The sequence below is a fragment of the Saccharomonospora iraqiensis subsp. paurometabolica YIM 90007 genome, assembly GCF_000231035.2.
GTDB lineage: Bacteria > Actinomycetota > Actinomycetes > Mycobacteriales > Pseudonocardiaceae > Saccharomonospora > Saccharomonospora paurometabolica.
Window position 1 is genome coordinate 18,389 of the sequence record NZ_KI912187.1, and the last position, 13,921, is coordinate 32,309.

At 71.9% G+C, this 13,921-nt stretch carries 14 protein-coding genes; 9 read left to right on the forward strand and 5 right to left on the reverse strand.

Annotated elements, in window-relative coordinates; all coding sequences use genetic code 11:
- The 5 genes from SACPADRAFT_RS24620 to mptB all read right to left on the reverse strand — a co-directional run.
- Nucleotides 1-574: COX15/CtaA family protein (locus SACPADRAFT_RS24620; protein WP_007024589.1), on the reverse strand; the 574-nt coding region annotated here is incomplete at its 3' end.
- 56 nt (nt 575-630) lie between these two features.
- Nucleotides 631-1,305 carry a formylglycine-generating enzyme family protein gene (locus tag SACPADRAFT_RS0200945; RefSeq protein ID WP_028662123.1) on the reverse strand — a complete coding sequence of 225 codons (675 nt, stop codon included), beginning with the start codon at nt 1,303-1,305 and terminating at the stop codon, nt 631-633.
- Between the two features lie 147 nt (nt 1,306-1,452).
- Nucleotides 1,453-2,181 carry an ABC transporter permease gene (locus tag SACPADRAFT_RS0200950; protein ID WP_157577008.1) on the reverse strand — a complete coding sequence of 243 codons (729 nt, stop codon included), beginning with the start codon at nt 2,179-2,181 and terminating at the stop codon, nt 1,453-1,455.
- 98 nt (nt 2,182-2,279) lie between these two features.
- Nucleotides 2,280-3,206 carry an ABC transporter ATP-binding protein gene (locus SACPADRAFT_RS0200955; RefSeq protein ID WP_007024592.1) on the reverse strand — a complete coding sequence of 309 codons (927 nt, stop codon included), beginning with the start codon at nt 3,204-3,206 and terminating at the stop codon, nt 2,280-2,282.
- Nucleotides 3,207-3,230: 24 nt separating this feature from the next.
- Nucleotides 3,231-4,862: a polyprenol phosphomannose-dependent alpha 1,6 mannosyltransferase MptB gene (gene mptB / locus SACPADRAFT_RS0200960; RefSeq protein ID WP_007024593.1), complete on the reverse strand. Its 1,632-nt coding sequence runs from the start codon at nt 4,860-4,862 to the stop codon at nt 3,231-3,233.
- 96 nt (nt 4,863-4,958) lie between these two features.
- Between mptB and SACPADRAFT_RS0200965 the strand changes: the two genes are divergently transcribed.
- From SACPADRAFT_RS0200965 to SACPADRAFT_RS24625, 9 genes are all read left to right on the forward strand, one after another.
- A complete protein-coding gene (locus SACPADRAFT_RS0200965; RefSeq protein ID WP_007024594.1) occupies nt 4,959-5,855 on the forward strand; it encodes a helix-turn-helix transcriptional regulator in 897 nt (298 codons plus the stop codon).
- Nucleotides 5,852-7,297, forward strand: a complete 1,446-nt coding sequence (gene sufB, locus SACPADRAFT_RS0200970) for a Fe-S cluster assembly protein SufB (protein ID WP_007024595.1) — start codon at nt 5,852-5,854, stop codon at nt 7,295-7,297. Before SACPADRAFT_RS0200965 ends, sufB begins: the two co-directional genes overlap by 4 nt.
- A 1-nt stretch (nt 7,298) precedes the next feature.
- Nucleotides 7,299-8,504: a Fe-S cluster assembly protein SufD gene (sufD, locus tag SACPADRAFT_RS0200975; RefSeq protein WP_007024596.1), complete on the forward strand. Its 1,206-nt coding sequence runs from the start codon at nt 7,299-7,301 to the stop codon at nt 8,502-8,504.
- Between the two features lie 52 nt (nt 8,505-8,556).
- Complete coding sequence (gene sufC / locus SACPADRAFT_RS0200980) at nt 8,557-9,327, forward strand: Fe-S cluster assembly ATPase SufC (RefSeq protein ID WP_007024597.1); 771 nt, start codon at nt 8,557-8,559, stop codon at nt 9,325-9,327.
- Between the two features lie 22 nt (nt 9,328-9,349).
- The gene (locus tag SACPADRAFT_RS0200985) at nt 9,350-10,654 is read left to right on the forward strand and encodes a cysteine desulfurase (protein ID WP_007024598.1); all 1,305 of its coding nucleotides are present in this window, start codon (nt 9,350-9,352) and stop codon (nt 10,652-10,654) included.
- Nucleotides 10,651-11,103 (forward strand): Fe-S cluster assembly sulfur transfer protein SufU, encoded by a 453-nt coding sequence (gene sufU, locus SACPADRAFT_RS0200990; protein ID WP_007024599.1) that lies wholly within the window; start codon nt 10,651-10,653, stop codon nt 11,101-11,103. The genes SACPADRAFT_RS0200985 and sufU overlap by 4 nt, the downstream gene beginning before the upstream one ends.
- Nucleotides 11,100-11,516 carry a metal-sulfur cluster assembly factor gene (locus SACPADRAFT_RS0200995; protein ID WP_007024600.1) on the forward strand — a complete coding sequence of 139 codons (417 nt, stop codon included), beginning with the start codon at nt 11,100-11,102 and terminating at the stop codon, nt 11,514-11,516. Before sufU ends, SACPADRAFT_RS0200995 begins: the two co-directional genes overlap by 4 nt.
- A gap of 331 nt (nt 11,517-11,847) precedes the next feature.
- Nucleotides 11,848-13,407, forward strand: a complete 1,560-nt coding sequence (locus SACPADRAFT_RS0201000; protein ID WP_007024601.1) for a deoxyguanosinetriphosphate triphosphohydrolase family protein — start codon at nt 11,848-11,850, stop codon at nt 13,405-13,407.
- 72 nt (nt 13,408-13,479) lie between these two features.
- A partial coding sequence (locus SACPADRAFT_RS24625; protein ID WP_007024602.1) for an acVLRF1 family peptidyl-tRNA hydrolase occupies nt 13,480-13,921 on the forward strand: 442 nt, incomplete at its 3' end.

Below are 13,921 nucleotides of genomic sequence, written 5' to 3' on the forward strand. Positions count from 1 at the left end.
CCAGCGTGCCGGCCAGCGCGGCCACGAGTGCGCCGAGCACGGGCCTGCTGCGGGTGGGCACCCGCGGGCGCGGCGGCTCGTCCCCCTCGGTGAAGGCGCGGTGCAGCAGCACCGCCAGCCACACGAGGATCGTGGAAGCCAGGAAGTGGATCGCCACGGTCCACCACAACAGGTGCGTCATCACGGTGATGCCGCCGATGAGGGCCTGCACCACGACCCCCGCGGGCATCACCCAGGCCAGGGCGAGCAGCCGCGTGCGGCCCGGGTGGTCGAGGAACACCCGCCACGCCACGACGACACAGGCGGCGGCGACGGCGACGACCACGAACGTGAGCAGCCGGTTCCCGTACTCCACCCACTGGTTGAGCATGGCGTACTCGGGGTGTTCGACCGGCGTCATGCTGCCGGGGAAGCACTGCGGCCAGGTGGGACACCCCAGCCCGGACCCGGTGACCCGCACGATCGAGCCGGTGACCCCGATACCGCCCTGGGTGATGATCGCCGCGACGGCGAGGGCCCGCTGAACCGCGTGCGACGGATACGGCAACCGGGCCACGAGCGAAGACAACTGCACGTCCCGGATACTACGACGATGCGTAGGGCACATGCCCGGGTGGTTCCGCGTCGCCGTCACACGGTGGGCCGGGACCGGGCGACGCGGAAGCCGACGTCGTCGAGCCGGAGCGTGGGGTGGCTGCGCCTGCGCACCGAGGCCCGGCAGCTCCAGTGTTCGTCGCACCACCCGCCGCCGCGCAGCACCCGGTAGTCGGGATGGTCGGCGCCGCCGTCGGTGTCGAAGCACCATTCCCAGACGTTGCCCAGCATGTCGTGAAGTCCCCAGTCGTTGGGGCGTCTCCCGCCGACCGCCCGGGGGCGTTCGCCGGAGTTGCCGCGGTACCAGGCGACCTCGTCCAGCGGGCCGTAGTGTGGTCCTCCGGTCCCGGCGCGGCAGGCGTGTTCCCACTCGGCCTCGGTCGGGAGGCGAAAGCCGTTCGCGGCGTGGTCCCGCGCGACGGTGTCCCACGCACCGATCCGGTAGACCGGGGTCAGTCCGGCGAGATCCGACAGCGCGTTGCAGTAGCGCACCGCATCCCACCAGGAGACCGTCTCGACCGGCAGCCGTCCCCCGTGCGTCGCACTCGGCCACAGGCCGGTCACCCGTGCATAGGATTCCTGGGTCGTCGGCAGCGTGGCGAGTTCGAAGGAGCGCACCGCCACCGGGCGCCGGGTCCGTGTCACCCGGTCGGTCACGGCCACCCGCCCCGCCGGGATGGTGACCAGTCCGACCTCCACCACACCCTCCACCGGGGCACCGTATCCCGCGGTTCCCCGTACCTCGACCGCTTTTCCGTGAAGGCCCCCTTGCCTGCATCACACGCAGTGAAGGAGTCCCTCGCTGCGGCACACGCAGTGAAGGAGTCCTTCACGGCACACCCCGCGGGGTGGGCGGGGTCAGGTCAGGCGGGTGGTGCGGGTGGCCAGGGCGGCCGCGGCGGCGGCCCAGGTGGTGAGGGTGAGTACCGGGGTGACGGCGAGCGTGCCGTCGGTGAGCGCGCCCTGCAGGCCCTCGGCCAGGGCACCGGAGGGCAGGTACGGCACGACCGCGGCGAGCGGGCCGGGCAGGGCGTCCGGTGCCACCAGGATGCCCCCGGCCAGCAGCAGCGCGAACCACACGACGTTCGCCAGCGCGAGGACGGCCTCCGCGCGCAGCGCGCCTCCGAGCAGCACGCCGAGCGCGCCGAAGCTCACCGTGCCGAGCGCCAGCAGCGGTACCGCGACGAGGGCTCCGGCCAAAGGCGGTGCCCAGCCGAGTGCCGCCGCCACGCCCCCCAGCACCAGGGTCTGCAGGGCCACCACCACCAGCGCCGCGACGAGTCTGCCCAGCACGAGCAACCACCGGGGCAGCGCGGTGGCCGCCAACCGCTTCAGGACGCCGTAGCGCCGGTCGAACCCCAGCGCGATCGCCTGCCCGGTGAACGCCGAGGACATCACCGCGAGGGCGAGCACCCGCGGCGCGACCCGGTCCACCCGGCTCGCCGTGGAGTCGGCCCCGGGCAGCGGGATCACGTCGAGCAGGCTCAGGCCGAGGAGCAGGGCGAGCGGGATGAGCAGGGTGAGCAGGATCTGCTCGCCGTGCCGCAGGGTCAGGGCGGTCTCCACCCGCGCATGGGTGACCAGCATCCGGCCGAGCCGACCCCGTCCGGGGTCCGGGGTGAACGTCCCCGGCGCGAACCGGGCTGCGGCGGCGTCCCCGGTCGGGAGCCTGCCCCGGGGCGGGGTCACGTGCGCAGCTCCCGTCCGGTCAATTCCAGGAAGACCTCCTCGAGGTCCCGCCTGCCGACGTGCAGCTCCTCGGCCAGCACCCCCTGCTGGGCGCACCACGCCGTCACGGTGGAGATCACCTGCGGGTCCACCGCACCGCACACCCGGTAGGCGCCGGGGGCGGACTCCCGCACCAGGTACCCCTCGGGCAGGGCGGCGACCAGCAGGTCGGTGTCCAGACCGGGCCGGGCGCGGAAGCGCAGCTGGGCGTCCTCGGCGTGCTCGGCGGTGAGCGCGTCCGGTGCCCCGGAGGCGACGACCCGGCCGCCGTCGACGATCACCACGTCATCGGCCAACGCCTCCGCCTCCTCCATCAGGTGTGTGGTCAGCAGCACGCTCACCCCGTCGTCGCGCAGCCCGGTGAGCAGGTCCCACACCAGGCGCCGCGCCTGCGGATCCATGCCCGCCGTCGGTTCGTCCAGGAACACCAGCTCCGGCCTGCCCACGATCGCGCAGGCCAGGGAGAGCCGCTGCTGCTGCCCGCCGGAGAGGCGTTTGAACGGCGTGCGCCGGACCTCGGCGAGCCCGAGGACGTCCAACAGCCACGCGGGATCGAGCGGCCGGGCCGCGCAGGCGGCGACCAGGTCGAGCATCTCGCCCGCGCGGACGCCGGGGTAGGCGCCGCCACCCTGCGGCATAACCCCGATCCGGGAGCGCAGCGCCGCGCCCTCGCGCGCCGGGTCCAGGCCGAGCACCCGCACCGATCCGGCGTCCGGGCGCAGGAACCCCTCGCAGATCTCGACCGTGGTGGTCTTGCCCGCGCCGTTCGGACCGAGCAGGGCCAGCAGTTCACCCCGCTGCATGGTGAGGTCGAGGTCGGCGACGGCGGTGACCGTGCCGAACCGCTTGACCAGCCCGGTGATCTCCACGGCCGCTGCGTTCACGACAGTCAAGGGTAGAGCGTGCGCTCACCGCACCGTGCCCGGGCGGCGGAGCAGTGACGGAGCTTTCCGCCACATCACCCCGACCGCGAGCAGCACCACGATCGCGCCCGCGACCACCGCCTGGTGCAGGATGTAGCTGCGGCCGTCGAACGGGCTGCCCGTCGGCGGGATCAGCAGCGCCAGGACGGCGCTCGCCCCGGTGGCCGCGACCCGGAACCGGGACGTCCCCGCGGCGGCGGCCAGCGGGATCACGGCCCAGAGTAGCCACCACGGCTGCATGGCGACGTGCAGCAGCATGAAGGTGCCCAGCGACACCCCGAGCCCGATGATCGGCCGGTAGCGCCAGCGGAAGCCGTCCCACAGGAACTTCACCGTGACCGCGCCCGCGACCAGGTAGCCGAGCAGACCCAGGATGGCGATCACGGAGGCGGTGTGGTTGCCGAGCCCGAGCAGGACGCCGAGGACCCCGCCGAGTTGTCCGAGTTCGGCGACGGGGGAGACCCAGCTCCACACCATCGCCGGGGTCTCCAGCGCGCCGATCCAGCCGAACCCGAGTCCGGTACCGACGCCCACGGCGACCGAGACCACGGTGACCACGCCGAGCATGAGCCCCGCCACCGCGGCGAGGTCCGTGATCCGGCCGTGCCAGCGCCGGGCGACCATCACCCCGAGGAACCCGAGTGCGACGACAGCGTGGATCTTGACCATCGCGGCGAGCGAGATGACCACCGCGCCCGCGACGATGTAGGTCCACTCGTGCGGGAGCCGTGGCGGGGGCGGTTCCCCCTCGATCCGCACCGCGAGTCTGCGCATCCCGAGTTCCAGCCCCGCGAGCATCAGTCCGATGCCGAGCGCCTCGTTGTGCGCCCCGGCCACCAGGTGGAACAGCACCAGCGGGTTGGCCGCACCGAGCCACAGCGCCGTCCCCGGCCGCACGCCGTAGCGCCGGGCGAGACGGGGCAGCGCCCACACGATCAGACCGAACCCCACCAGCGCCAGGAGTCGCTGCAGCAACACGCCCAGGGCGACGTCGGTGCCGATGACCTCCGAGATCCAGCTGCCGATCTCGAGGAAGAGCGGGCCGTACGGCGCGGGCGTGTCCCGCCACATGTTGGACACGCCCGCGGTGAACGGGTCGTCCACGCCGAGCGCCTGCGCCGGGCCGAGCGCGTACGGGTCGAACCCGCGGCGCACGATCTCGCTCTGCGCGAGGTAGCTGTACACGTCCCGGGAGAACAACGGCGGGATGACGACCAGCGGCAGGGTCCAGGTCACCAGCACGCGCAGCACCCGACCCTGGTCGGCGACCCGCGGGCGGTCCGGCCGGGTGAACCGGCCGAGGCACAGCCAGGCGAGCACCATCATGCCCATGCCCGCGAACGCCACCGCCACGGACACGGTCGGGATGCGGGCGAACACCCGCAGCACCGGAATGTGGTGGACCGGGTTCAGGATCGGGGCCGCCCCCGCCCCGAGCGACCCGAAGGCGAGCAGCAGCGCGCCGACCGTGCCGAACCGGCGTACGAGAGCGAGCGCGCGGGTGTCCGCGCCGTCGAGCGGGTCGGTCCCGCCCCGCGCGTCGGTGCCCTCGCGCGCGTCGGTGTCGCCCCGGGTGCCCCCCGTTCGGGCCGCGGGCCCGCCGTTGCCGAAAACCACGCCGTGAGCGTATCGACCCCGCCCGCCCGGTGAATCGGGTCACTCGACTTCGTGGCCGACTTTGCCCGCCGCGCCGAAATACGACACAATCATGTTGTGAAAAACGACGGGACGTCCGACCGGCGCGGTGGCGACACCGCCACCGGTGGGGACGGCCCTGTCCACACGACCGCCCCTGCCCACACGACCGCCGAGGGGAGAACCAGGCACGAGGTGGCCAGACTACTGCTGGAACAGGGGCCGCTGTCCGCGGTCGCCGTCGCCGAGCAGATGGGGATCAGCACCACCGCGGTCCGCAGGCACCTCGACGCGCTGGTTGCCGACCACGAGGCGGAGACGAGGCAGTCCTCCCGCAGGCAACGTCGGGGGCGGGGTCGTCCCGCCAAGCTGTTCCTGCTCACCGAGCAGGGGCGGGCGCGGTTCGGGCACGCCTACGACGATCTGGCGGTGTCCGCCATCCGGTTCCTCGCCGAGCACGCGGGGGAGGAAGCGGTCCGGGCCTTCGCCGAGCGCCGGGTGTCGGCGCTGGTGGGGCCGCACCGTGAGGCGGTGACCCGGCACGGCGGCGCCACCGCCCGGGCCGAGGCCCTGGCGACGGCGCTGACCAGGGAGGGCTACGCTGCGTCGACCCGTCAGGTGGGAACATCGGACGAGTCGACCGGAGCGCAACTGTGCCAGCACCATTGCCCGGTCGCGCACGTGGCGGCTGAGTTCCCGCAGCTGTGCGAGGCGGAGACCGAGGCATTCGCCGAGTTGCTCGGCACACACGTGCAGCGACTGGCGACGATCGCGCGCGGCGATGCCGCGTGCACCACACACGTACCCGCCGAGCCGGTGGGTAGCGAAGGGAGACGTCAGCACCTGCCGCGGACGGGCGCGGACGGCCTCGACGGCGCCGACGGCACATCCGGTGTCGCCGGCCCGCCCGGTGCCGGTGGCGCAGCCGGTGCAGATGTTGACAGCCGAACTCCGAACGGAGGGACAACCGCATGACTGCCGCTGCCGAGCAGCGCAATCCCACCGCGCCGTTGAGCCAGGAAGAGACGATCGACTCCCTGGGCAACTACGCGTTCGGCTGGGCCGATCCGGACACGGCGGGCGCCAGCGCCCGCCGCGGGGTCGACGAGGAGGTCGTCACCGACATCTCCGCGAAGAAGTCCGAGCCGGAGTGGATGCGCGACGCGCGCCTGAAGGCGCTGAACCTGTTCGAGCGCAAGCCGATGCCGAACTGGGGCGCGGACCTGTCGGGGATCGACTTCGACAACATCAAGTACTTCGTCCGCTCCACCGAGGAGCAGGCCACCAGCTGGGACGACCTGCCCGAGGACATCAAGAACACCTACGACAAGCTCGGCATCCCGGAGGCGGAGAAGCAGCGCCTGGTCGCCGGTGTCGCCGCCCAGTACGAGTCCGAGGTCGTCTACCACCAGATCCGGGAGGACCTGGAGGCCCAGGGTGTCATCTTCATGGACACCGACACGGGGCTGCGGGAGCACCCGGAGCTGTTCGAGGAGTACTTCGGCTCCGTCATCCCGGCCGGGGACAACAAGTTCTCCGCGCTGAACACCGCCGTGTGGTCGGGGGGCTCGTTCATCTACGTGCCGCCGGGCGTGCACGTGGACATCCCGCTGCAGGCCTACTTCCGGATCAACACCGAGAACATGGGCCAGTTCGAGCGGACGCTGATCGTGGTCGACGAGGGTGCCTACGTGCACTACGTCGAGGGCTGCACCGCGCCGATCTACCAGTCGGACTCGCTGCACTCGGCCGTGGTGGAGATCGTGGTGAAGAAGGGCGGCCGGTGCCGCTACACCACGATCCAGAACTGGTCGGGCAACGTGTACAACCTGGTCACCAAGCGCGCCAAGGCCGAAGAGGGCGCCACCATGGAGTGGATCGACGGCAACATCGGCTCCAAGGTGACGATGAAGTACCCGTCGGTGTTCCTCACCGGCGAGCACGCCAAGGGTGAGGTGCTCTCGGTCGCCTTCGCGGGTGAGGACCAGCACCAGGACGCGGGCGCGAAGATGGTGCACATGGCGCCGCACACGTCGTCGACGATCGTGTCCAAGTCGGTGGCGCGCAGCGGCGGCCGCACCTCCTACCGCGGGCTGGTGAAGGTCAACAAGCGGGCGCACCACTCCAGCTCGACGGTGAAGTGCGACGCGCTGCTGGTCGACACCGTCTCCCGGTCGGACACGTACCCGTACGTGGACATCCGCAACGACGACGTGTCGATGGGCCACGAGGCCACCGTGTCCAAGGTCAGCGAGGACCAGCTGTTCTACCTGATGTCCCGCGGGCTGACCGAGGACGAGGCGATGGCCATGGTGGTCCGCGGCTTCGTCGAGCCGATCGCCCGCGAGCTGCCCATGGAGTACGCGCTGGAGCTGAACCGCCTGATCGAACTGCAGATGGAAGGAGCCGTCGGCTGACATGACGGTCGCCGAGAACAACACCGCGCCCGGCGGCACACCCGCCCCGGGCGCCGACACCACCGCCTCCGCCGCGGAGGCGGTGGTGCCCGCCGTCTCCCGTGGGGAGCGGTTCACCTCCTACGACGTCGAGGCCTTCGAGGTCCCGAGCGGGCGCGAGGAGAACTGGCGGTTCACCCCGATGAAGCGGCTGCGGGGCCTGCACGACGGCTCCGCGGCCGCCACCGGCCAGGTCACGGTGGACGCCGAGACCGCACCGGAGGTCCGGGTGGAGACGGTCGGCCGGGACGACGAGCGGCTCGGTGCCGCCGGAACGCCCAGCGACCGCATCGCCGCCCAGGCGTACTCGACGTTCGAGAAGGCCACGCTCGTCACCGTGCCGGGCGACACGAAGGCGTCCGCGCCGTCCACCGTGCGGCTGACCGGGCCGGGCGAGGGCGAGACCGCCTACGGGCACGTGCAGATCCGGGCGGAGGCGTTCGCCGAGGCCGCCCTCGTGCTGGACCACGTCGGCTCGGGCACCTACGCGGACAACGTCGAGTTCGTCATCGGCGACGGTGCCCACCTCACCGTGGTGAGCGTGCAGGACTGGGCCGACGACGCGGTGCACGTCTCCGAACAGCACCTGCGGCTCGGCCGGGACGCCACCCTGCGGCACATCGTCGTCACGCTCGGCGGTGACCTGGTGCGGGTCAGCCCGACCGCGACGTTCGCCGGCCCCGGCGGCGACGTCGACATGCTCGGGCTGCACTTCGCCGACGCGGGCCAGCACCAGGAGCACCGGCTGTTCGTGGACCACGCCGTGCCGCACTGCAAGTCCAACGTGCTCTACAAGGGTGCGCTGCAGGGCGACAGCGCGCACGCGGTGTGGATCGGCGACGTGCTGATCCGGGCCGCGGCCGAGGCCACCGAGACCTTCGAGCTGAACCGCAACCTGGTGCTCACCGAGGGCGCCCGCGCGGACTCGGTGCCCAACCTGGAGATCGAGACCGGTGAGATCACCGGTGCCGGGCACGCCAGCGCGACGGGCAGGTTCGACGACGAGCAGTTGTTCTACCTGCAGTCCCGTGGCATCCCCGAGGACCAGGCGCGCAGACTGGTGGTGCGGGGGTTCTTCCACGAGATCCTCATGAAGATCGACATTTCCGAGGTGCGCGAGCGCCTCGAAGCGGCGATCGAGGACGAGCTGCAGGCCATCGGCGTCTGAGCCGGCACGCACACCCACCCGACACACACGCGAACGAGAGAAACGAAGAGGCATGGCCACACTGGAAATCAAGGATCTGCGTGCCGACGTCGTCACCGACGAGGGCAGCAAGGAGATCCTCACCGGCGTCAACCTGACCATCCGGTCGGGCGAGACCCACGCGATCATGGGCCCGAACGGCTCGGGCAAGTCGACCCTGTCCTACGCGATCGCCGGGCACCCGAAGTACCAGGTCACCTCCGGCGAGGTCCTGCTCGACGGCGAGAACGTGCTCGAGATGAGCGTGGACGAGCGCGCCCGTGCCGGGCTGTTCCTCGCGATGCAGTACCCGGTCGAGGTCCCCGGCGTGTCGATGTCGAACTTCCTGCGCTCGGCGGCGACCTCGGTGCGTGGCGAGGCGCCGAAGCTGCGCCACTGGGTGAAGGAAGTCAAGGACGAGATGGGCAAACTGGAGATCCCGTCCGAGTTCGCCGAGCGCAGCGTGAACGAGGGCTTCTCCGGCGGGGAGAAGAAGCGCCACGAGATCCTGCAGCTCGCCCTGCTCAAGCCGAAGATCGCGGTGCTGGACGAGACGGACTCCGGTCTGGACGTGGACGCGCTGCGGGTGGTCTCCGAGGCCGTCAACGAGCACAAGGCGAACAACGACGTCGGCGTCATGCTGATCACCCACTACACCCGGATCCTCAAGCACATCAAGCCGGACTACGTGCACGTGTTCGCGGGCGGCAGGATCGCCGAGTCGGGCGGCAGGGAGCTCGCCGACGAGCTCGAGGAGACCGGCTACGTCAAGTACCTCGACAAGGCCGAGTCCGCGAGCGTCTGAGTCGGGCGGAACGGAAGAGACGATGAGCACGACGGCCCAACCGCGTCCGGTGGACGTCCCGGCGGTGCGCGCGGATTTCCCGATCCTGTCACGCACCGTCCGGGACGGTAAGCCGCTGGTCTACCTGGACTCCGGGGCGACCTCGCAACGGCCCGCGCCGGTCCTCGACGCCGAACGGCACTACGTCGAGACCGCCAACGCGGCGGTGCACCGGGGCGCGCACCAGCTCTCCGAGGAGGCCACGGACGCCTACGAGGGCGCCCGCGCCACGATCGCGCGGTTCGTCGGTGTCGACTCCGGTGAGGTGGTGTTCACCAAGAACGCCACCGAGGGGGTCAACCTCGTCGCCTACGCGATGAGCAACTCCGCCACGGCCGGCCCCGAGTCGGCGCGGTTCGCGCTCGGCCCCGGGGACGAGGTCGTGGTCACCGAGATGGAGCACCACGCCAACCTGGTGCCGTGGCAACAGGTGTGCCAACGGACCGGGGCGAGCCTGCGCTGGTTCGGCGTCACGGAGGAGGGCAGGCTCGACCTGTCGAACCTCGACGAGCTGATCACCGAGCGCACGAGGGTGGTGGCCTTCGCCCACCAGTCGAACGTGCTCGGCACGGTCAACGACGTCGCGCCGCTGGTGCGGCGGGCCCGCGAGGTCGGTGCGCTGACGGTGCTGGACGCCTGCCAGTCGGTCCCGCACCTGCCGGTGGACTTCCGTGCGCTCGGCGTCGACTTCGCCGTGTTCTCCGGGCACAAGATGCTGGGTCCGTCCGGGATCGGCGTGCTCTACGGCCGCCGGGAGCTGTTGGAGGCCATGCCCCCGTTCCTCACCGGCGGGTCGATGATCGAGCTGGTGCGGATGGAGAGCTCGACCTTCGCCGAGCCGCCGCAGCGGTTCGAGGCGGGGGTGCCGATGACGTCGCAGGCCGTCGGCCTGGGCGCCGCCGTGGACTACCTGTCCGCGATCGGGATGGACCGGGTCGCCGAGCACGAGCACGCCCTGACCGCCAGGGCGCTGGCCGAGTTGTCCGCGATCCCCGGGGTGCGCATCATCGGACCGCCCGACACGGAGTCGCGGGGAGCGGCCGTGTCGTTCGTGATCGACGGGGTGCACCCGCACGACGCGAGCCAGGTTCTGGACAGCCTGGGGATCGCCGTGCGGGTCGGCCACCACTGCGCGTGGCCGCTGCACCGTGCCTTCGGCGTCCCGGCGACCGTGCGTGCCAGCTTCTACCTCTACAACGAGTTGTCCGAGGTGGACGCGCTGGCCGACGGGATCCGCGAGGCACAGCGGTTCTTCGGTGTCCACGGCCCGGAGGGGGATCGGCGGTGAACCTGGACTCCATGTACCAGGAGATCATCCTGGACCACTACAAGAACCCGCACGCCCGCGGCCTGCGCGAGCCGTACGACGGGGAGTCCTTCCAGGTCAACCCGACCTGCGGGGACGAGGTGACCCTCCGGGTGCGGCTGGACGGCGACACGGTCGCGGACGTGTCCTACGAGGGGCAGGGCTGCTCGATCAGCCAGGCCTCGACCTCGGTCCTGACCGACCTGGTGATCGGCCGGGAACTCCCCGAGGCGTTCGCGCGGCTGGACGCCTTCACGGAGCTGATGCAGGGTCGGGGCGAGGTGGAACCGGACGAGGACGTACTGGAGGACGGCGTCGCCTTCGCCGGCGTGGCGAAGTACCCCGCACGGGTGAAGTGCGCGTTGCTCGGCTGGATGGCGTTCAAGGACGCTGTGGGCAAGACGTCGACGAGTGAGGTGGAAGCATCATGAGCGAGACCGACACCGCCGACACGGCGGCCGCGCCCGAGCACCGCGAGGGCCGCACCGCGGCGGACCTGCCCGAGCAGGCGCCGCAGGGCGCCGACGTCGCGAAGATCGAGGACGTCGAGGAGGCCATGCGCGACGTGGTGGACCCCGAGCTGGGGATCAACGTCGTCGACCTCGGCCTCGTCTACGGCGTGCAGGTCGACGAGAACAACACCGCCACGATCGACATGACCCTGACGTCGGCGGCGTGCCCGCTGACGGACGTGATCGAGGACCAGACGGCGTCGGTGCTCACCGGTGGCGCGGGGGTCGTCAAGGACTTCCGGATCAACTGGGTCTGGATGCCCCCGTGGGGCCCGGAGAAGATCACCGACGACGGCCGCGAACAGCTCAGGGCCCTGGGCTTCACGGTCTGAGCCCCCGGCGAGTCGCCACTCGGAACCCGCGAGTCGGCGCTCCGTGCGGGCGAGTTGACACAACCGAACACCAGTGACCCGGACGCGGGCACGGGACGCCACAGTCGTGGTGTTCCCGTGCCCGCGTCTCGGTGTGTTCCACGGGGCGCTCGATGGCGCCGTGGTGCGTCGGGGCGTGGGCTCGACTCCGGGAACGCCGGTTCGCGCATCTGGGGTGGCAACTCGCGGACCTGGAGCGTCGACTCGCGGACCTGGAGCGTCGACTGCGGGATTGGGGTGGCAACTCGCGGGATTGGGGTGGCGACTCGCGGGGGTCGGTACGGTGGCGGATATGGGATCGGGTGGACAGCGGCGTACACGGCGGGACGAGGCGGCCGAGGCGGGCGGGTTCGCCGAACTCGCCACCGATCCGTTCCGCGCGGACCGGGACCGGCTGGTCGCGTCGCCGTACTTCGCCCGGCTGGGCGGGGTGACCCAGGTGGTCAGCGCGAGCGGGTCGGCGTTGTTGCACAACCGGCTGACCCACAGCCTCAAGGTGGCCCAGGTCGCCCGGTCGATCACCGAGCGGATCACCGCCGACGGGTCGGGTGAGCTGGTCGCAGGGCTCGGCGGGTGCGCGCCCGACGTGGCCGAGGCCGCCGCGCTGGGACACGACCTCGGCCATCCGCCGTTCGGCCACCTGGGGGAGCAGGTGCTCGACCGGATCGCCCGCAACCGGTACGGACTGGCCGACGGGTTCGAGGGCAACGCCCAGACCTTCCGCATCGTCACCACCACCGAGGCCGGTGGCCCCACGCCGAAGGGACTCAACCTCACCGCGGCGACGCGCGCGGCGCTCGCCAAGTACCCGTGGGCCCGGCTGCACCGGCCGCATCCCCATCCCTCGTCGATGGCGACGCCGCCGCGCGGCGCCGCCGAGCCTCCCGAGGCGCCGGGGACCGGCTCGGCGAAGTTCTCCACCTACCTGACCGAGCTGGACGACCTGGAACAGGCGCGGGCGCCGTTCGCCGACCGGATCGAACCGTGGCAGCAGACGGTCGAGGCCTCGGTGATGGACCTGGCCGACGACATCGCCTACGCCATCCATGATCTGCAGGACTTCCACCGGATCGGGGTGTTGCAGCACGCCGAGGTGGCGACCGAACTGGGACGCTGGCTCGACTCCGCCGGTGACCTCGCCGCGCTGCCGGACGCGGAGCTGCGGGAGCGGCACCGGAGGCCGGGCCGGTCGTTGGAGTACCTGCGGCGCCGGATGCACGCCAAGGACTCGTGGATCACCGACGACGACGCCTTCGCCGACGCCGTGGCCCGGGTACGCGGGGAACTGGTGGACGAGCTGCTCGGTGTCCCGTTCGACGGTTCGGTGGAGGCCGAACAGGCCACGGCGACGTTCTCGGCGCGCTGGACCTCCCGGCTGGTGCACGGGGTGCTGGTCACGTCGTCGCCGTCGGCGCGGACCGGGCACGTCACGCTCCGGCCCGCGCAGTGGCACGAGGTGCAGGTGCTCAAGTTCGTGCACCGTCGGTTCGTGTTGCAGCGTGCGGATCTCGCGCTGCATCAACGGGGCCAGGCCAGTCTGGTGGCGGGTCTGGTGGACGCGCTGGACGGGTGGCTGGCCGACCGGGACGAGTCGGCCCGGCTTCCCCGCCGGTTGCACGACCTGGTGGAGCTGGCGGAGGAGCAGTACGCCGCGCTCGCGCGGACCGCCCCGGAGCTGCTGGTGGGCGCGACGGGGGAACCGGTCCGGGGCACCGACGCGATCCGGGGCCTGGCCCGGGGCCGCGCCGTGATCGATTTCGTGGCGTCGTTGACCGACAACCAGGCCCAGGGGATGCTCGACGCGATCACCGGCCGGACCGCGCAGCCCTGGTCGGAGCCGTCGGTGTTGTGATTTCGCGCCGCCCGTGGGCGCGGGCGGCGGGCCGGGCCGAGTGGAGGGACCGGCGAGTGGAGGGACGGCGGTATGGCGCGGACCAGACAGGCCCCCGGCGGGGGCCGGGTCGTCGAGGTGGAGCCGGAACGGCTGCACCGCTGGTTCGCGCGGTTCGCCGAGCGCAACGACGGCGTCGTGGAGACCGCGCTCGGCCCGCGCGAGGTGGTCGTGACCGCGGGCGACGGCACCACCGCCACGGTCACGGTCCCGTTCAGGCCGCTGGGAACGGACGGGCCGAACGAACCGGACGGGACGGACGAACCGGACGGGGCGGAGCGGGTGCGGGACGGGCTCGCCGTCGACCCGCTGGTGGATCACGCGCAGCGGCCCCGGCGGGTCGGACTGCTGCTGGTGCGGCTCGGGGCGCACAGTGTCGGGGTGGCCGAGAACGGCCAGGTCACCGTCTCCCGCACCGACCGGCACCTGGTGCAGGGCCGCAGCGCGGCGGGCGGCTGGTCGCAGCAACGCTTCG

Bases quoted from the DNA above. Each gene is read 5' to 3' on its own strand.
- SACPADRAFT_RS0200950 (WP_157577008.1), bottom strand. From the start codon at position 2,181: ATGCTGGTCACCCATGCGCGGGTGGAGACCGCCCTGACCCTGCGGCAC.
- sufB (WP_007024595.1), top strand. From the start codon at position 5,852: ATGACTGCCGCTGCCGAGCAGCGCAATCCCACCGCGCCGTTGAGCCAG.
- sufD (WP_007024596.1), top strand. From the start codon at position 7,299: ATGACGGTCGCCGAGAACAACACCGCGCCCGGCGGCACACCCGCCCCG.
- sufC (WP_007024597.1), top strand. From the start codon at position 8,557: ATGGCCACACTGGAAATCAAGGATCTGCGTGCCGACGTCGTCACCGAC.
- SACPADRAFT_RS0200985 (WP_007024598.1), top strand. From the start codon at position 9,350: ATGAGCACGACGGCCCAACCGCGTCCGGTGGACGTCCCGGCGGTGCGC.
- SACPADRAFT_RS0200995 (WP_007024600.1), top strand. From the start codon at position 11,100: ATGAGCGAGACCGACACCGCCGACACGGCGGCCGCGCCCGAGCACCGC.
- SACPADRAFT_RS0201000 (WP_007024601.1), top strand. From the start codon at position 11,848: ATGGGATCGGGTGGACAGCGGCGTACACGGCGGGACGAGGCGGCCGAG.